Origin of the sequence: Chitinophaga pinensis (genome assembly GCF_007896845.1) — a bacterium.
GTDB classification, from domain to species: domain Bacteria; phylum Bacteroidota; class Bacteroidia; order Chitinophagales; family Chitinophagaceae; genus Chitinophaga; species Chitinophaga pinensis_C.
The window spans coordinates 47,488-65,866 of the sequence record NZ_VOHS01000024.1; the positions used below are offsets into that span (position 1 = coordinate 47,488).

Consider the following 18,379-nt stretch of genomic DNA (forward strand, 5'->3'; position numbering starts at 1 on the left):
CTTCCTGTTTGAATTTGGAAAGGGCCAGTTCGATGGCATATTCCAGTTCCAGCGGATTGTAAGGTTTCAGCAGATAATTGTACGGAGACGTGAATTTGGCAAGACGGAAGGTCGTACTATCACCTGCACTGGTCAAAAAGATAAAAGGGCGTCTTTGTTCCCTGTGCTCATTGATAGTTTCGGCAAATAGAATCCCGTCTGGTTTGTTGGCCAGGTAAATGTCAATCAGGCAAATGTCCGGCAGTTCTGCATCATAGGCAGTAACTGCGTCTTTGAGGTTTGTCGTGATCCGGATGTCCGAGCATCCCTGTTTACGTAAAAAGTTCTCCAGGTAATCTGCTTCGTCAGGGCTATCTTCCAGAATCAGCACTTTCAAATGAATCATAATGTTCGTTTACCGGCAGGCAAACTACGATACTCGTACCGGCGCCAACGCTTCCGGTGATGCGCAGGGCACCTCCATTCTTTTCGGTCATGGCTTTTACCAGCCACAGACCCAGGCCCGTACTTTTACTGCCTGCCGTATCCTGTTGTATACGTTTTGTATCCCGCTTATAAATGGCCTGAATGATCTTTTCATCCATACCGATACCCGTATCCTGTACGGTTACCTCGCAGGTATTGTTAACAATGCGACCACTAATGGTGATTGATCCGTTCGCATGCGTGTATTTGATCGCGTTATCTATCAGATTACGGAAAATGATCTTGGCGGTGTTCATGTCCACATAAAAGAACATGCCTTTGGGCACCTCATTACTGATCGTGATCCTTTTTAAAGCAGCGCCTGCGTTAAAATCGTATGCCACCTGTGCAATGATCATGTGCGCGTCGTGCTGCTCTGCCTGCAAACTTAACTGCCCTGTTTGTCCTAAGGACCAATATAACAGGTTATTCAGCAAAGCATAGGTATTATCTGAGATCTTTTCAATATTTTCTGACAGGGCGGTTGCTTCCCTGATCTTATTACGAGCCAGCGTATCCTTCAGATAAGAAAGGTTGATCTTCAGGTGATGTACCGGCGAACGCAGGTCATGTGCCACAATTGAAAAGAGCTGGTCTTTCGTTTCGTTCAGGAGTTCCAGTTTATCTTTCTGCTCGGCAATAATACGTCGCTGTCTGTTGGTATGTCTGTAAGCAAAGTAGATCAGACCTGCACAGGACAGGAAAAACAGGGACAAGATAAAAAATGTATTGCGTTGCCACATTCTTCTTTTGGATTCTGCGGCGCGTAACTTATTCTCCTGACGCAGTAACTGCAGTTTATATTCCTGTTGCTGGATAGCGATTTTCTTCTCCTGTTCTGCCAACTCCCAGATCTTATCTCTATTGGCGATCTGCGTTTCCAGCTGTTCGTATTCTTTTCTGTATAACAGCGCTTCTTTGAGATTACCCCTGCGCTCTTCCACAATGGCCAGATTCAGGTATACTTTACTGCGGATCTTCAGGTCACTGGCATTCTTTACCAGAGCCAGCGCCCTTTGCAGGTAACTCCATTCCTGTGGATATCGGAACTGCTGATCGTACAGCAATGCAATGTTCAGATAGGAGTTTACAAGTGCAGTGGTATCCTTTAAAGACGCCGCTATCGCAATACTTCTTTCAAAAGCATCTCCCGCTTCATCGAGACGTTCCAGATGCAGCAGACAAACGCCTGTATTGTTCAGGATCTTTCTGGCCACCGGTGGCTCGTAGAAGTGGAAGTAATATTTTTTAACGAGGTTAAGGTATTCAAGGGATTTATTGAACTGGCCCTGCTCCAGATAGATTTCGGCAATATTAGGATAAATGTTGGCCTGTATATTACTGTCCAGTGAAGGAACAGCCGCCAGCTTCAGGTATTCCGAAAGGGCTTCTTTATAGAAATCCTTAAAATACAAGATCTTGGCTTTAAGAAAGCGCACGGTCAGCAAACGGGGACTGATGGCAGTACTATCGGTAATAGCCCCTATAGTAGCCGCATACTTAAAACCATCATCCAGATTCCCGCTGTCCACCGCAGCATGACACTGATGGAAATAACGGGACACGACGCTATCCTGCCCTGCCGGCAGCCGACTACACGTACTACATTGTTGTGTAATCAACTGACGGATGGCAGGCGGCAAATTAATTTTCTGCGCGGCAGCATTATTCAGCAGGCCAGCGCAGCAGAACAATAAAATGACAAGTTGACAATACAGGTGTTTAAACATGCAAATCAGGTCTTCTCAACACTGGTAACGGTACCGTGCGTGGTTTCAGGATCATCAATCACATAACGTACACGGATAGCCGGCAGCTCACGTCCTTCTACGCAGTAGCGGAAGCTGATATCCCACAGAGAGTACGCATAGATCTCAGGTTTGATCTCCGGATTGTCGTAAATAACGTTGATTTCTCTCACTTCGATAGGACCATTTTCGATATCGATTGTACCTGCCTGAGAGATGTTTTCATCCAGTTGCAGATTTCTGGACTGGTCAGGAAGATAGATGTGCATCCTGACATCATAGCAGTCGTAAAAGTCAGCCGACTTACGTAATGACACCAGCGGTGACATAGTTGCAAATTGTCCCATAATACCAGTAGCGATTAATCTGATGCTCTGGGTTTTAATAGTGGCGGCCGAAGGTGGCGTAATTTCAATGATACCGGGTGCTTTGCCGGCTGAAGAGCGTTGTGTGTCCAAGGGATAAGGGTTTAAGTACCAAATATAAATAAATAATTATAATGAGAGATGGCAAAGATTTTGTGCTGCACCTGTATATACACGATACATATGGCTTTTATAGATTATTACCAGATACTTGGAGTAGATAAAAAAGCTTCCGCAGACGACATTAAAAAAGCATACAGGAAACTTGCCAGGAAACATCACCCTGACATGAATCCCAATGATAAGGAGGCAAATATTAAATTTCAGCAGATAAATGAGGCGAATGAAGTACTGAGTGATCCGGAAAAGCGTAAGAAATATGATGCTTACGGAGAACACTGGCAGCACGCCGATCAATTTGAACAATCCAGACAACAGGGTGGTAACCCCTATGCGGGTCAGGGCTTCGAAGGTTTTGGCGGACAAGGGTTTGAAGGGAATTTCTCTGAGGGACAGTTCTCCGACTTCTTTGAATCACTTTTTGGTAACCGTGGTGGTGGAGGCGGTGGCAGACAGCGCAAATTCCGTGGTCAGGACTACAATGCAGAACTGCATGTGGGCCTGCGGGAGGCTTATACCACTCATCAGCATACCCTGAACGTAAACGGTAAACAGGTAAGGATCACCGTCCCTGCCGGTATTGCCAACGGACAGGTCATCAAACTGAAAGGACACGGTGCCCCAGGTGGCAACGGAGGGCCGAACGGAGACCTGTATATTACATTTGTCATTGCGGAAGATCCGGCGTTCAAAAGGGTCGATAATGACCTGTATGTGAATGTCGAAACAGACCTTTACACTGCCATGTTAGGCGGAGACCTGACGGTAGATACCCTGAGCGGGAAGGTCAGACTGAAAGTAAAACCGGAAACGCAGAATGGTACCAAAGTAAGGCTGAAAGGCAAAGGCTTTCCTGTCTACAAACAGGATGGCGCTTTCGGAGATCTGATCATCACGTATTCCGTTTTATTGCCGACCAACCTGACGGAAGAACAGAAAGAATTATTCAGAAAACTGGCCCAATCATCACACTAAAATTCCCGTTATGCAAGCAGCATTGATAGCCATCCAGCAATATTGCAGCGTTCATGAGATTGAATCCAATTTCATCGACTCACTGGCTGATGAAGGACTGATCGCCATCACAATTGTAGAAGGCAACAGTTTTGTTTCAGAAGAACAATTACAGGACCTGGAGCTATATACGCGCTGGTATAGCGAGATGGGAGTAAATACAGCCGGTATTGATGTGATCAGGCATCTGCTGGACAGGGTGCGGCACATGCAGCTGGAGATAAATAGTTTGCGGCAACGCCTGCAATTGTACGAAGGACAGTAAACCGTACAGGCCTGATTATTGTTTTATACTTTGAAACAACTATCAGGTATGAACAAATTCTTCAGAGCTATTATCGCCTTTTGGGGCGCAAAGAAATTAGGAGGGGGCTGTCTGGGGTCCATTGTCGTATTTATTATTATTTATCTGGCACTGGGGCATTGTAATTAGTAAAGCATTGAAATGCAGTGGAGAGAACCGTAGCTGATTGTACCGGATAATACATCTTTTTATAACAGGGAAGGGCGCTTCAATATCGAAGCGCCCTTCCCTGTTATAAAATAATATGACTGTTAAGGCTTAGGAGCAGCATAGCTGATACGCCAGATTCTATTTGTACGATCATCCGTAATAAACATCGCCCCTGTCTGAGAAACCGTAATCCCTACCGGTCTGCCTCTTACCACTCCTTTTACACTGTCTTTTACAAAACCCGTCAAAAAATCTTCCTGTGGTCCGGCAGGTTTTCCATGCTTAAACGGTATAAAGAGTACTTTATACCCTGATACCGGTTTGCGGTTCCACGAACCATGCTGTGTAACAAACGCCCCATTTTTATATTTTTCCGGGAAATCATTACCGGTATAAAAGGCGAGGCCTAAGGAGGCGGTATGCGCATTTAACGGAAAATCGGGCACAACTGCACTTTCAATCAGTCCGGCCGGCGCATTGGGCACACGGGGATCAGGATGCTGGCCAAAATAACTATATGGCCATCCATAAAAAGCCCCTTCTTTTACACCTGTGAGGTAATCAGGTACAAGGTCATTCCCCAGCTTATCTCTTTCATTAACAGCCACCCAAAGCGTATTGGTGCCGGGCGCCCAATCCATCCCAACGGGATTTCTCAATCCGGATGCATACACCCGCATACCACTGCCATCCGGATTCATTTCAAGGATATTCGCCCGTAATGCTTCCTTGTCCATTCCCTTCTCTCCATGATCGGTGCCACAGCCCACGGCTACATAAAATTTCGTTTTATCTTTATTGGCAATAATGTTACGTGTCCAGTGCTGATTGACCTTCCCTGCGGGAAAAGTCGCGACCTTCTCTCCCGCCGTCGTAATACTGGTAGCATCCTTCGTATATGGAAAACGCAGCAGTCCATCCGTATTAGCGACATAAAACTGATCTCCCACCAGCAACATACCAAAAGGCTGATGCAGATCTTTCAGAAAAACAGTCTTTGTTTCGGGTATACCATCATGATCTGCATCTCTCAACAAGGTGATCCTGTCCGCACTTTTCTTCATACTATTAGACCTTGTAGCACCCACTATAGCCGCACCTATCTTCTTGAAGAACTTATAATGAGAATTGGATTCAGCTACCAGCAGATCTCCATTGGGTAATTCATATAGCCATCTTGGGTTCTGCAATCCTTCTGCATACAGATTGACCATAAACCCCTCCGGTGCCAGTGGCTTTTCATTATTCTCCCATCCTTTTACATTACTATATTTCATGTAAGACTTTGTCGCATGTGGTGGCGGCAATTCGGGGCCTTTATGTTGCGCAAAGGCGGAGGTAGCAAAGAGCAACAGGAAGATTATTCGCATAAGCAGAGCTTTATGCGTAGAGGATGCAAAAGGTGTGCCTCCGGCAATTAAGCATTAAATGATCAGGTGCTTCCGCCTGATAATAGTCCGATTGCTTAGCTGCGTAATATTATTTGTAGTCCTTTAAGTCGCGCGCTATCTTATCAATTAATAAGTCTGCTATAGGAATAGCAATCGTCAGCAAAATGGCCAATATATTCGGCAGTCCATACTCATCGGTATATTCATGTGCCACTGTTTGTACAAAGGTAGACCAGGGTTTGTCAAAGCCGATGACTATTAATAATAACATGCATAAGTGATAGATAGAGAGCGGCAATAATGCTCCACATATCATTGCGTAGACTTTGTTCTCTATTTTTCTTTTTACAAAGTAGTAAATTAAAACTGCCAGATAAGTGGGGAATGCTGCGCAAAAAATAAAAAATAACGAAATCCAGATAGCAGCTCCTATTGACGCTGTGGATCCTAAAGTAACAACAAAGGGGATGATCGTAATAATGCCGACCGCCAAAAACGTGTTTTGCAGGATTCTTTTCATGGTTTTATATTTAGGTAAGGGATAACAACTTTACAGATCCGTCATTTTTATCGGGACACTTTATATTACAGGGATTCGATGGATCTGTTTGATAATGGGAAGGTAGTTACTTTCATCAAGGCAATAAATGACATTTTACATAAAATGGTTCTTGTGGGATTTTTATTTGGTTCCGGGTCTGATGCTGCGGTTTCAGATGGGACTAGTGGCTGATCAAGGCAATAAATGACATTTCATATTGGGGATTCGTATTTGGTTACTGGTCTGATGCTGCGGTTTCAGATGGGACCACTGGCTGACGGTCTTTGAAGGTTCTATATTGGGCGTTGGGTTGTTGGGTCGGGCGTTGGGATGGTTGATTGAACTTTGTGAGGCGGCCGGGCTTACTTCAAAGACCTAAGGCCAGGGTCTCCATCTGAAACCTTCGCTGTGACCGGATTGTCTAATATTTAATAAAGTTTCTGCGGCTAATGACTTTTGTAGATTGTGTACAGATTTTTTATGATTCTGTAACAAGATTAACATGTATCAATGGATGATGATGAACGATAATCGATGATGAATGGTGGATGGTGGATGGTGGATGGTAACCAATAATTACAGATGATAACAGATGATAACGGATGATTATGATTACAATTACAGGCGATGATGGGTGATTGATAATGGATGATTACAATTACAGGCAATAACGGATACTCATAAACAATAACTGATGATAACTGATGACAACCGATGATAACTGATGATAACTGACGACAACCGATGATAACTGACGACAACCGATGATAACTGACGATAACTGACGATAACCGATAATGACACGGATACGGATATTGATATTGATACCATATAAACAACCGATCGTTACAGATCAATAATATCTAGGCGCTATTCTTTCGATGACAGCCACTATCAGCGGAGCGGTTGAGATGGAGACAAAGGGCCTTAGCCCTTTGAGAGCCTGCCCCGCTTGATAGGGGTTTCATCAACCATCCCAACGCCCAACACGACCCACCACCGCCCCATAGCACGCCTCGAAAAAGGGCGTCAGCCCGGCGTCCCATCTCAACCCGTAGCCAACCGTCTAAGCGCAGCCAGCCATCTAAGCGCAGCCAACCGTATAAGCGCAGCCAGGCCTCCAAACGCCGACAATAGTATAAGCGCAACCAATCGTCAACCTACAGTCAACTGTCTAAGCCCAAACTTCATACGAAGCAAGCATCCATTACCGCTCCAAAGCAATTATTTCTTCTTCAGATACGGCTCCACCGCCTTCCGCCATATCGCATACCCCTGTGGATTCATATGCAACATATCTCCTACAAACAGCTCTTTACGCGGCTTTCCCTCTTTATCCAGCATCAGTGAAAATACATTCACATAGCTGATATGGGATTGTTTGGAAATGTAGTCTTTTATCAATGCATTTGCTGCCTTCGCGATAGGCAGGAACTGCTCTCTGCTGGGACTTGGCTTTATAGAAATATAAACGATAGGTACTTCCGGCAGTTTAGTCCTGATTGTAGTATAAAGATTTTTAAATCTGTTAAAGACACTGTCAGCAGTAATACCTTTTTCTACAAGATCATTCTCTCCTACATATATTACGATCTCACGTGGATGATAAGGAAATATAATATCATTGGCGTAATAGATAATATCGTTGGTAACAGCGCCACCCACTCCCCTGTTCATGGCAACATATCCGGCAAAAGTCCTTTCCAGATCATCCCATTTACGGATGGAGGAACTACCAATAAAAAGAATGGGATCTGCCGGAGGAGCGTACATTTTATCGTACTTCAGAATAGTATTGACGTCTTCCTGATATTTCTGTGCATGTAGTGTGGTACAAACAGTCAGTGACAGTGCTAAAAGGCCGATTAATTTCTTCATAAACATGGTTATATTGAAAGGTAATAATTATTTAATAGATCTGAAAGTCAGACTCATTCTTCCATGGCCCGTATCCGCAGCCGGAACAGCATGCAGCCATTCATCCTGTACAGCCTGTGTCATATAGATCAGAGAGCCTGCATTCAATGGAAAATCAATCAGTTCTGTGGGATCTTTTATGTTTTTAAAACGCAGCGTTCTCATTTCGCCCACAGACACGATGGCGATGCCTGTTCCCGCTTCGAGGATGTCTGTCTGATCGGCATGATACCCCATTTTAGACTTTCCGTCCGGATAGTAGTTAATCAGGCAATTATTGGGTGTAAATCCGAGGGTGCTGCCGATAGCTGCCACGAGCTCCTGCAATCCGGGGGTAAAGGCCTGAAAAGGGTAGCTTATCTGCGAATAGTTATAGGCTACGCCATAACTTGCGGTTTTGCGGGCAGTCATTCTTTCGTCCCATAAAACATTATCTCTCAGTGAGGTAAATAAAGCTTCCGGGTCAGCAACAAAATCCGATATAAAAGTAATTCCGTTCATGTGTCCGCAAAAATAGAAAATCAAACCATGAAAGCGGCATCAATATTCGCTCACTTATGACATATGTCACGAGTCATGTAAGCGAGATTGACTATATTTACACACCAGGAAATTATGTTTACAATGGAAAGCTCAGAAACAAGAGAACAAGCAATTAAGGTCGTGATAATAGGCGGAGGATTCGCAGGTATCAATCTGGCACAGAAATTACAACGTGACAAACGCTTTGACATCACATTAGTAGACAAAAACAATTATAACTTTTTTCCTCCTTTAATTTATCAGCTGGCGACGGGATTCCTTGAAACGTCCAGTATCTGTTATCCCTTCCGTAAACTTTTCAGAAATAAGCCCAATCTGCACTTCCATATGGGTGAATTTCAGAAAGTGGATCCGGCTGCACATACCATTTACCTGAACAATGGCGAATTGCAGTATGATTATCTTGTATTTGCCACTGGTACAGAAACAAACTATTTCGGCAACGAAAATATAAAGAAGCGGGCCATTCCGATGAAAACCGTGAATGACGCGCTGGAAATGCGTAACAGGCTGCTGAAGCGACTGGAAATAGCGTCTGTCACCAAAGATCCTATTGAAAGGAAAAAGCTCACGACGATCGTGATCGCGGGTGGCGGACCTACCGGGGTGGAAGTATCCGGAATGCTCGCGGAATTGAGGAAATACGTCATCAGAAAAGATTATCCTGAACTGGAAGGACAGGGTGGTGAGATCTACCTTGTGAATGGTGGGGAGAGTCTGCTGGAGCCAATGAGCACCAAATCGCAGAAACACACCTATAATGCCTTGCGCAGACTGGGTGTGAAGATCAAACTGAAGACAAGAGTAAAAGACTTTGTGGACGATCAGGTTATCCTGAATAACGGCGATACCATCCATACCAGCACCCTTATATGGGCCGCGGGTGTAACGGCCTATCTGCATGAGGGTATTCCTATCGCCAGCACCGGTCCCGGCAGAAGGATGATGACTGATGCTTTTAACAGGGTCATCGGCGTAGACGATATTTATGCAATTGGCGATACCTGTCTTACCAAAACCGACAGTAACTTCCCTGAGGGCCATCCACAGCTGGCACAGGTAGCCCTGCAACAGGGCCGGAACCTCGCGAAGAACTTCTCGCTGATGGTGGATAATAAACAGCTGAAGCCTTTCAGTTATGTAGATAAGGGTACTATGGCAATTATCGGCCGCAACAACGCGGTAGCTGATATTCCATCGCCCAAACTACACTTCAATGGCTTTATTGCCTGGGCGATGTGGTTATTTGTGCATGTAATGGCACTTATCAACTATCGTAACAGATTGAAGACCATGTATAACTGGACGGTTGCTTATTTCACCAGAGATCAGGCATTACGTATGATCATTAAACCGATCCTGCGCCAGCCTGAAGTAAAACCAGAGGTGAAAGCAGCTGAACCAGCCGCTGTTAAATCTTCAACCTGACCTTTTTCTTTTCCATCCATCCTACAAGGAGAATTACAAGGAAAGCGATCACTACTGACCTGATCAATCCCGGCATGCCTTCACTCAGCCATGCGGGATAACTAATCCCTGCCAGCATCAGCAGTGAATACAAGAGATACGGTATCAGGTAACAGGTCAGTGTGCTGGTACCTGCCGGACGTATGGCTTTAAACCAGTTCATCTTTCCTTTGATATCTACCAGCCATATCATTGCCGCAAATACCAGTATGCTGATACCACTGCAGATCAGTACCCATGCTGGCGTAGAACGTATTTTGGAGATCCCTTCTGTGTAAGGACGGAGAACAAAACCAGCGATAAGCGCCAATATCCCTAATCCTACAAAGACAGGGAGTACGGAGGATTGTTTACCTTTTTTATCAAGCAATGTATACAGGGAGGAGATCACTGCACCAGCCATGATAAGTGACACAGAAGACGCGTCGCCTATCACCGGAATGCTGACATGTAACAGCCCGGCATGCGTCAATATATTAATGAGCAGGAAAAGCCCTAAAATAGCCGCAATTGCGGCAAAACGGCCTTTCACTACCAGATAAAGCGTAGCGGAGACGAGGTATGCCCATCCGATGATACCGAGGATACCCCACCACGATGGCTGCATCCAGTGAGGATCTTCTGCGGAGCCACCTTTATACAAAGCAGCCATCAGACCTAAAAGGACAATACCGGCACCTGTCAGTGTATATTTACGGCTGGCCTTCATATCAGCCGGATAATCCAGCCATACGAGGAAAAAGCCGATAGTGATCAGCAGTTCCCATAAAGCATAAGGGATGAGGGCTGCTGAACTATAACTTTCGAGGTTCACATGAAAGAACCCCATCACGATCATAGCCAGTGATCTTAACAGGATATGTGATCCGATATTTAAAAAGGAGTCCTGTTTGCTGATACGCTTACCGATCGCAAACGGAATGGAGAGGCCGACGATGAACAGGAAAGCGGGAAATACGGTATCGGCGAAGCCCATCCCATCGTCCTGAGCTTTCACATGGTCGATCCACTCTGGGATGTTTTTCACACTGCTTACATCGTTGACAAAGATCATGGTAAGCATCGTAAGGGCGCGGAAGGCGTCGATTGACAAAAGGCGTTGGGAGGGTTTAAGCATGTTATAAGGTATCAATATTTTTTCCATTATTCAATAACCCCTGCTGTTGCATATGCAATATTTTTAACAGGACTCCATTAGTCCACCCGAATCCATCCTGATTGGGATATTCACCTCCTCCTCCGGTCAGCGAGGTATCTTTTACATTATACTTTTCAAGTAGTTTACCCGTCTGTTTAAACACTCTGATATTCTGACGGGACCAACGGGCTGCTATCTCCGATGCAAGGTAGTTTTTGTCGTAGTTGAGCAATCCGTTGATGGCCATCCATTGTAATGGCGCCCAGCCATTAGGCGCATCCCACTGTTCACCCGTTTCGAAAGGCGTGGATACCAGTCCGCCGGGATATAAAAACTCCTTCTGCAACACCAGCGTCATACTATCTGCCTGTCCTGCCCGGGCGATACCAAAAAAGAAAGGATACATACCGCCGAGGTTCAGTACAGCCGTTCTCTTTTCTTTCTTAAAGTCATAGTCGCGGAAGAAGCCTGTTTTCGGGTCCCAGCAGTAGCGTAGGATGGCATCTTTGCGGATACTGGCAGCAGCTTTATATTGCTGGGCCTTTAACGTATTGCCTTTCATGTTATAAGCGTCGGCGATGGTCAGTTCCAGATTATACAGGAGGCAGTTCAGATCAACGGGGATGATATCTGTAATATGGATGGTTTCCAGTGATTTCCCATCTTCAAACCAGCGACAGCTGTAATCCCAGCCTGATTCTGCACCAGTACGTAGTTCGCGGTAAACAGCATCCTGTAAAGGAGATTTTTTAGCCGTCACAATATCTTCCCGCCAGGATTCTTCTCTTGGCCATGTACCACGGTCCCAGTAGCGGTTCAGTTTTGTGCTGTCTTTTAAAGTGATGAGGTGTTCTGCAGCGTGTTGTCCTTCAGTGGGTTTCTTCATCCAGAACTGGTATTCTTTTTCCAGCGCGTCGAGATAGGTGGTCAGGATCTCCTGTTTATGGTCTTCTTTTGCTGATACCAGCAACTGTACCATCAATGCAAAATAAGGTGGCTGGGAGCGGGTCAGATAGTAGGTACGATTACCATTGGGAATGAAACCATATGTTCTGATGAGGTAAGCGAAATTTTTGATCATGTTCTCCATGAGATCGATCTTTCCGCTTTCTTTTAACCCCAGCATGGTAAAATAACTATCCCAGTAGTATACCTCACGGAAACGGCCCCCCGGCACTACATAAGGATCTGGCAGCGGGATCAGTGAGCCCCAGGTATTTGCGGTATCGGGTAAACGTTTTAAGACATTCCAAAGAGATTCAATATGGGCGATCACGTCCTGTGCGGTATCCGTCACATAAGCGGAGGTAGCTGCGGCAGGCACATAAAAATGATGATGTACAAATGTGGACAGATCAAATCCTGCGGCAGTACGTTCTTTTGCATAAGATTGCAGCACACTGGCTGGTGAAGCTTTCGGTGCACAGTCTGCGAAGGTTTTACTGTCCGGGAAGATGCGGGCTGTCTGTACCTCTTCAAACAATCCCGGGAATTCCTGACGTGGGGAGCGTTCTTTTACAAGTGGCTGCTCCCGGTGCTTACAGGCCATAAGACTAGCCATAGCTCCGGTGATGAGCAAAAGTTTTCCATTCATATTTACGTGGTTTCTATATTAAAGGCTAACTGGTCACCGGTTGACGCGGTTCAGCAGTATAGCGAAAGATCGCATGTATTCGCGTGTTGTATTCACATCACTTTCTGCACCAACAAGTAATTGCCTGAGATCTTCCATTTGTCGCATCAGTTCTGCTGAGATGTTATACTTTTTCAGGATAGTAATGGCTTCATCTACCTGTGGCATTGCATAGCTGTGAATCCTGAAGGTGTAAGGCGGGTCAAGGAAATAAGATTTGATCTCTGCGAGTCGTATGATGTCCGGATTACTTATTTTCATAATTACACTTTTCAAGCAAACAAAGTGCAAAGTTACGCTATTACGGGGGGATACCGATAAATTTATCCCTTTTCTACCCTAACGGGACAATCCGTACTTTTGCCGCAGCTGAAAATTTACAGATAATGAGTTTGCTGAAAGATCTCTACTCCCCTGCCTTTTACGACGGATTAGCCAATATACTGGTAAAAACAATTCCTGCTTTCAATAAGCAAAAATTTATCAAACGGATCTACCAGCCGGGTTTTGAGGACAAGGAACTGAAAGAACGCATGAAACATACGACGGAAGTACTTCATGAATTCCTGCCTGCTGACTATAAAAAGGCCATCCCATTGATTAAAGACACCATTGATGCACTCAGGAAGGCGGGGTATGGAGAGGCGCTGGAATTCATCTTCTTTCCGGATTATCTGGCGACGTACGGACTGGATCATTACGATATTTCCGTAAAAGCCATTGAGTTTGTGACACAGTTCATTAGCTGTGAATTTGCCGTCAGGCCTTTTCTGATCAAATATGGTGACAGGATGATGCAGCAGATGCAGGTCTGGTCTTCTCATAAAAACGCCAAAGTGCGCAGACTATCCACCGAAGGCTGTCGCCCCCGTCTACCGTGGGCAATCGCAGTCCCATTTCTGAAAAAAGACCCTTCTTCCATACTTCCCATACTGGAAAACCTGAAACAGGACCCTTCAGAGTCTGTAAGACGCAGTGTGGCAAACAACCTTAATGACATTGCCAAAGACCATCCCGGTCTGGTCATTGCGATCGCTTCCAGATGGAAGGGGCTCGGTAAGGAAACGGACGCTATTATCAAACATGGCAGCCGTACCCTGCTCAAACAGGGGCATAAAGAGATACTGGCACATTATGGACTGGAAAGCGTCCATGTTGCCTTCAGCGACTTCAAAGTACTGACGCCGGAGGTGCAGACTGGCGATAGTCTGGAATTCGCCTTTACTGTCAGGAATAAGGATGCGCAGGCACAGATTATCAGGCTGGAATACGCCATTTATTACCTGAAGCAAAATGGTACTCTATCCAAAAAAGTGTTCAAGATCAGCGAAAAGACCTATAACCCGGGAGAAGAGGTCAGGATTGTCAGGAAACAGTCCTTCCGGCTGATTACAACACGTGTATTTTATCCCGGCAAACATCAATTGTCTGTGATCATCAACGGAGAGGAACAGGCCGCCAAAAGCTTTGAACTGATCTAGTTCAGTACCAGTCTGTTGGAAAAGCTTCCTGTTTACGCATAATTGCCAATTATGTCCGGAATACCCCCCGATTTTGGCAATTATGCACTGCAGATTATTCCCGTTAGCGGCTGACATTTGTAGTACACTAAACCTCAAAGACATGAAAGCGTCCAATACTGATCAAGCCGTTGAGCTGGAACACCCTGTAGTAGCCGAAGCGGAATGGATACGCGCCCGTAAGGAGCTCCTGAGGAAAGAAAAAGAATTAACCCATCTGCGTGATGAAATAAGCAGGCTGCGCCGTGAGTTACCATGGCAAAAAGTGGAAAAGAACTACATTTTTGAAGGTCCGGACGGCCCGGTATCATTATCTGATCTGTTTGAAGAAAAAAGCCAGCTGATCGTACAGCATTTTATGCTGGGACCCGGATGGAAAGAAGGTTGTGTAGGTTGTTCCTTTATGGCAGACAATGTAGACAGCGGACTGGTACATCTGGTGAACCATGATGTGGCATATGTGGCCATTTCCCGTGCGCCTTACAATGAGATTGTTCCGTTTAAAGAACGGATGGGCTGGTCTTTCAGATGGGTCTCTTCCAACGGGAACGACTTCAACTTTGATTATCATGTTTCCGCTACGGAAGAGGAAATTGCGAACAACAACATGACTTACAATTATGAACGGGTACCGGTATCGGAAAAGGAGTTACCAGGCATGAGCGTGTTCTATAAAGACGAAAACGGAGACATTTATCATACCTATTCTACATATGCCCGTGGAGCAGAAACGGTGCTGAACACCTATAACCTGCTCGATATAACGCCGAAAGGACGCAATGAGCGGGATGGAGAGGGTAATCTGACTGACTGGGTAAAACACCACGATAAATATCAAAACAAGATGCCGGAAGCACATAGCTGCTGTAGTCACTAAACTTTGATATCATGCGTACATTTCATTGTTGCGGGGGACATCCATCTCCGGATGTTCCCTGCACTATACAACAGAATAGCGGAACGGAGCAATTGCCGGTAAAAGCAATACCTCCGCGGAATATCTTCAAAAGAGCGGTCCGGTTTATAAAACCGCTGCTACCGGCCTTTCTTCTTGCCATCATTCCCAAATGTCCTTTTTGTCTGGCTGCTTATGTAGCATTGGGTACGGGTATTGGTTTGTCGGTGACCAGCGCCCGTTGGTTGCATATTACCCTTTTAGGTGCTGCTATTATACCATTGTCCCTGTTTGCCGCCATCCGGATCGGTAATTATCTGTATAAAGACCGCCTGTCACTTTCTGTCTTCAGGCAACGACAGCTGTTGTTTATCAGCCTGTTGGGAATGTTAATCGGCTGTAGTTTATTATGGCTGTTCTGAGTCAGGGATTTTGCTAACTTTGAGCAACCTAGCCTCTATTTGATGAGATACCTATACCTTTTTGTGTTAATCGCGTTGTTGTGTAATTGCCGCACGACACAGTCTTTCCGCCACATTGCTACTACTGCTTCAGATACATTGGTGCGCATTGCCACCTGGGGATACCCTGATCGTGACTCCTGGGCTGCCCAGCAGGAACTGTCACATAAATGGGGCTTCTATTATGAGCTGGCAGGCAACTGCACAATAGAACAATCTGCCATTGATTCGCTGACGCGGTTAAACGAGATAGCAGAACGGCCGCTTGTGAAAAAGTATGGTAAACATTGGCGCAGTAGATTCGGCCGGGAAGTAAATATCATGAGTGCCAAACCCCAGACGATGTACCTGCTTTCCATACTGAATATGAAGGAAACATGGGATACTACCAAGGCATTTGAGATGCGCAGAGACACCCTCTTTTACTACTTTACGCCCACTCCAAAGAAAGGCATTTATCTGGCAGATGCGATCGGATGGACACACCATAATGGCGTGAAAACGTGGGGCTCACTCATGCGATACCATGCGCACCAGCCAACCCTTATCACAAGAATCCCCTGAAATATTACAATCTCTTCAACAGGCAGAACGGAGCAATGTACTTAGCGGAGCTATTAACGGATCGTGCAGAATAAAAGAGAAACGATGGACCTGTAATTGATATCACCAGAAAATAAACTATGGAAACCACTACAACTGAACTTAGCCCGCAAGAGATACAATTACTGGAAGAGCTTAATGAAAGAGAGCAGGGTATTGGAAAAACCAGACTTAAATCCGGTCTGATATTGTTGTTTATAGCAATGCTAACCATCATAGCCGGCTGGTATGACATCGATGTACGTTCTGTAGGAATGCTCTTATTTATCCTCGGAACACTTATCACCATCTTCGCCATCAGAAAAAGAAGCATAAGCAGACAGCATTCGCTCACACAACGTAATACCAAAGAACAGATAACGGGTTTGTTAGTGCATACTGCACTCGTCAATCCACGGGTCATCTGTTACACCTTCAGAGAGTGTCAGATCGAACTTTACGTCCCTACAACAACCAGCATTAACCAATACGGTCTTTTCAGCTACAAGAGTCTGATAGACAAAGCGGATATACTGGTAGGGACAACTGTGACACTCTCATGGCTCACATTTAAACCGGGTGTGAACATCTTACTGGATATCCGTTATGATGAATATAGTCATGTTGAAACAGTCGTACCCGTTAACACGTCAGATATAGAAAAGGTCGAAAGCATGGCTGATAAAAGTATCTGGATCCCCCTTGGCGGCGCTATTATAACAACGATATGCTGGAGTTTTGACGCAGGGTTTAATTTAACAAGAACCATCCTGATCTTTCTCTTCTTTGCGGCCATCATGCTTATTATGTTGTATTCCAGATCGAAGACAAAGTTAGCACGCAACAAGCTGGTAATACGTACAACCATTACAGAAGTGCTGCGTATGTTGTCAGAAGATGAGTTGGTCTATTACCGGCTGGCAGATGGCACCCTGCTTTATGTATCAGCCAGACAATATGATCCGGGAGACGCGGTAGAAATTCAGGTGATGGAAGATAATAAAGGTGGCAAGGAGACCTTTATACGGAAGTTAACAGTGTAGATGAAGCAACACTATCGCTGACGAATAAATGTACAATTGCAGGATAATTTCTATCTTTCCGGTCTGATGATTCATTAAGTATAGCCCATATCGTAACCAATGCAAACAACAGCCCTACTAACAGACCGGGACATTAAGATACTGAAAGACCTCAGGCAACCCGATGGCGTATCCGTAATAGCAGCAATGGTAATGGGCATAGCCCTGCTCATCGTGGGCATATTTATCTGTGCCATTTCCATTTCGGAAGATTTCCTGCGCATACTGGGATCAATTGTATTACTGCTGGGTGGAGGGATCACTTTTTCAGGCTTGCGTCTCCGATGGAAAACGAATGCCTATTTCGCGAATCCGCCACATGGAAATATAAAGCAGGTAGTAACTGACCAACTATTGCGCGTAGAAGTCCTTAACAAAAAACTACTGCGTTATCACTTTAATGGTTATCAGCTGGATCTGTACATTGCCAGTGGTATAGGTCATCATCCGGCTAATTTCCGGCATAAACGTCCGATCGATGAGGTAAAAACATTACAGCGTACACCGGTCCGGTTGTCATATGTGGAGTACACGCCGGAAGAAAAGGTCTTACTGGACATCACCTATACACAGTATAACAACTATGCGGAAACAGTATTACCAATCACTGAAGAAGACCGCAAAAAGAGTCTGAGAGGTAATGTCAATGCCGCCGGCTGTATTCTGGGGATGGCGGTATTCCTCAGTATTGTGCTTGGCTTTATAACACATTTTGATAGTAAAACGTTTCCGCTTATTCTCTTTTTTGGCGTAGGTCCGATGGTCGCCATTGGCTTTGGTGTGACATCTTATATGAGTTGGAAAATCAAAAAAGCGACCGATAAAATAGCCATTCGGACAACGATCACAGAAGTAGTGGTATTCTGGATAAGAAGCGGAAGATCGAGTAGTAAAGATAACTTCTACAGACTAGGTGATGGCTCACTGGTACATATTACCAATACCCCCTTTCAACCCGGCGACAATGTATTGATACAGTTTTTGCGGAACAAGAATGGTACCCGGGGATTTGCGATCGAAATGGTAAAGATCTGATATTCGTT

18 protein-coding genes and 1 pseudogene are annotated in these 18,379 nt (G+C 45.1%); 9 read left to right on the forward strand and 10 right to left on the reverse strand.

The window, feature by feature from the left end; genetic code table 11:
- Positions 1-91: 91 nt before the first annotated feature.
- The 3 genes and pseudogenes from FEF09_RS33345 to FEF09_RS20270 all read right to left on the reverse strand — a co-directional run.
- Positions 92-385: pseudogene (locus tag FEF09_RS33345) on the reverse strand (response regulator); the annotation flags it as partial.
- Positions 351-2,195 (reverse strand): ATP-binding protein, encoded by a 1,845-nt coding sequence (locus tag FEF09_RS20265; RefSeq protein WP_146306790.1) that lies wholly within the window; start codon positions 2,193-2,195, stop codon positions 351-353. The pseudogene FEF09_RS33345 and the gene FEF09_RS20265, both read right to left, overlap by 35 nt.
- A 5-nt stretch (positions 2,196-2,200) precedes the next feature.
- On the reverse strand, positions 2,201-2,671 hold the full coding sequence (locus FEF09_RS20270) for a hypothetical protein (RefSeq protein ID WP_146306791.1): 471 nt from the start codon (positions 2,669-2,671) through the stop codon (positions 2,201-2,203).
- Positions 2,672-2,761: 90 nt separating this feature from the next.
- Between FEF09_RS20270 and FEF09_RS20275 the strand changes: the two genes are divergently transcribed.
- Positions 2,762-3,673, forward strand: coding sequence for a DnaJ C-terminal domain-containing protein (locus tag FEF09_RS20275; RefSeq protein ID WP_146306792.1), 912 nt, complete (start codon positions 2,762-2,764; stop codon positions 3,671-3,673).
- Between the two features lie 10 nt (positions 3,674-3,683).
- Positions 3,684-3,977 (forward strand): chaperone modulator CbpM, encoded by a 294-nt coding sequence (locus FEF09_RS20280; protein WP_146306793.1) that lies wholly within the window; start codon positions 3,684-3,686, stop codon positions 3,975-3,977.
- A 290-nt stretch (positions 3,978-4,267) separates the two neighbouring features.
- Here the strand turns inward: FEF09_RS20280 and FEF09_RS20285 are convergent, their stop codons facing one another.
- From FEF09_RS20285 to FEF09_RS20300, 4 genes are all read right to left on the reverse strand, one after another.
- A complete protein-coding gene (locus tag FEF09_RS20285; protein ID WP_146306794.1) occupies positions 4,268-5,536 on the reverse strand; it encodes a PQQ-dependent sugar dehydrogenase in 1,269 nt (422 codons plus the stop codon).
- 109 nt (positions 5,537-5,645) lie between these two features.
- Positions 5,646-6,077 (reverse strand): hypothetical protein, encoded by a 432-nt coding sequence (locus FEF09_RS20290; protein WP_146306795.1) that lies wholly within the window; start codon positions 6,075-6,077, stop codon positions 5,646-5,648.
- A 1,245-nt stretch (positions 6,078-7,322) separates the two neighbouring features.
- A complete protein-coding gene (locus FEF09_RS20295) occupies positions 7,323-7,976 on the reverse strand; it encodes a GDSL-type esterase/lipase family protein (RefSeq protein WP_146306796.1) in 654 nt (217 codons plus the stop codon).
- Between the two features lie 27 nt (positions 7,977-8,003).
- Positions 8,004-8,516: an alpha-ketoglutarate-dependent dioxygenase AlkB gene (locus FEF09_RS20300; RefSeq protein WP_146306797.1), complete on the reverse strand. Its 513-nt coding sequence runs from the start codon at positions 8,514-8,516 to the stop codon at positions 8,004-8,006.
- Positions 8,517-8,639: 123 nt separating this feature from the next.
- Between FEF09_RS20300 and FEF09_RS20305 the strand changes: the two genes are divergently transcribed.
- A complete protein-coding gene (locus FEF09_RS20305; protein ID WP_222597047.1) occupies positions 8,640-9,986 on the forward strand; it encodes an NAD(P)/FAD-dependent oxidoreductase in 1,347 nt (448 codons plus the stop codon).
- Here the strand turns inward: FEF09_RS20305 and FEF09_RS20310 are convergent.
- The 3 genes from FEF09_RS20310 to FEF09_RS20320 are packed head-to-tail and all read right to left on the reverse strand — an operon-like array spanning position 9,970 to position 13,057.
- Entirely contained in the window at positions 9,970-11,142 is a 1,173-nt protein-coding gene (locus FEF09_RS20310) for a DUF5009 domain-containing protein (protein ID WP_146306798.1), read from the reverse strand. The genes FEF09_RS20305 and FEF09_RS20310 overlap by 17 nt on opposite strands.
- Before the next feature lies 1 nt (position 11,143).
- Positions 11,144-12,757 (reverse strand): alpha,alpha-trehalase TreF, encoded by a 1,614-nt coding sequence (gene treF, locus FEF09_RS20315; RefSeq protein ID WP_146306799.1) that lies wholly within the window; start codon positions 12,755-12,757, stop codon positions 11,144-11,146.
- 33 nt (positions 12,758-12,790) lie between these two features.
- Entirely contained in the window at positions 12,791-13,057 is a 267-nt protein-coding gene (locus FEF09_RS20320; RefSeq protein ID WP_012792671.1) for a hypothetical protein, read from the reverse strand.
- Positions 13,058-13,182: 125 nt separating this feature from the next.
- Between FEF09_RS20320 and FEF09_RS20325 the strand changes: the two genes are divergently transcribed.
- From FEF09_RS20325 to FEF09_RS20350, 6 genes are all read left to right on the forward strand, one after another.
- Positions 13,183-14,277, forward strand: a complete 1,095-nt coding sequence (locus FEF09_RS20325) for a DNA alkylation repair protein (RefSeq protein ID WP_146306800.1) — start codon at positions 13,183-13,185, stop codon at positions 14,275-14,277.
- 142 nt (positions 14,278-14,419) lie between these two features.
- The gene (locus tag FEF09_RS20330) at positions 14,420-15,193 is read left to right on the forward strand and encodes a DUF899 domain-containing protein (protein ID WP_146306801.1); all 774 of its coding nucleotides are present in this window, start codon (positions 14,420-14,422) and stop codon (positions 15,191-15,193) included.
- Between the two features lie 11 nt (positions 15,194-15,204).
- Complete coding sequence (locus tag FEF09_RS20335; protein ID WP_146306802.1) at positions 15,205-15,633, forward strand: hypothetical protein; 429 nt, start codon at positions 15,205-15,207, stop codon at positions 15,631-15,633.
- Positions 15,634-15,675: 42 nt separating this feature from the next.
- On the forward strand, positions 15,676-16,236 hold the full coding sequence (locus FEF09_RS20340) for a hypothetical protein (RefSeq protein ID WP_146306803.1): 561 nt from the start codon (positions 15,676-15,678) through the stop codon (positions 16,234-16,236).
- Positions 16,237-16,355: 119 nt separating this feature from the next.
- Positions 16,356-17,297: a hypothetical protein gene (locus FEF09_RS20345; protein WP_146306804.1), complete on the forward strand. Its 942-nt coding sequence runs from the start codon at positions 16,356-16,358 to the stop codon at positions 17,295-17,297.
- Between the two features lie 99 nt (positions 17,298-17,396).
- Positions 17,397-18,371 (forward strand): hypothetical protein, encoded by a 975-nt coding sequence (locus tag FEF09_RS20350; RefSeq protein ID WP_146306805.1) that lies wholly within the window; start codon positions 17,397-17,399, stop codon positions 18,369-18,371.
- The last annotated feature ends 8 nt before the right edge of the window (positions 18,372-18,379 follow it).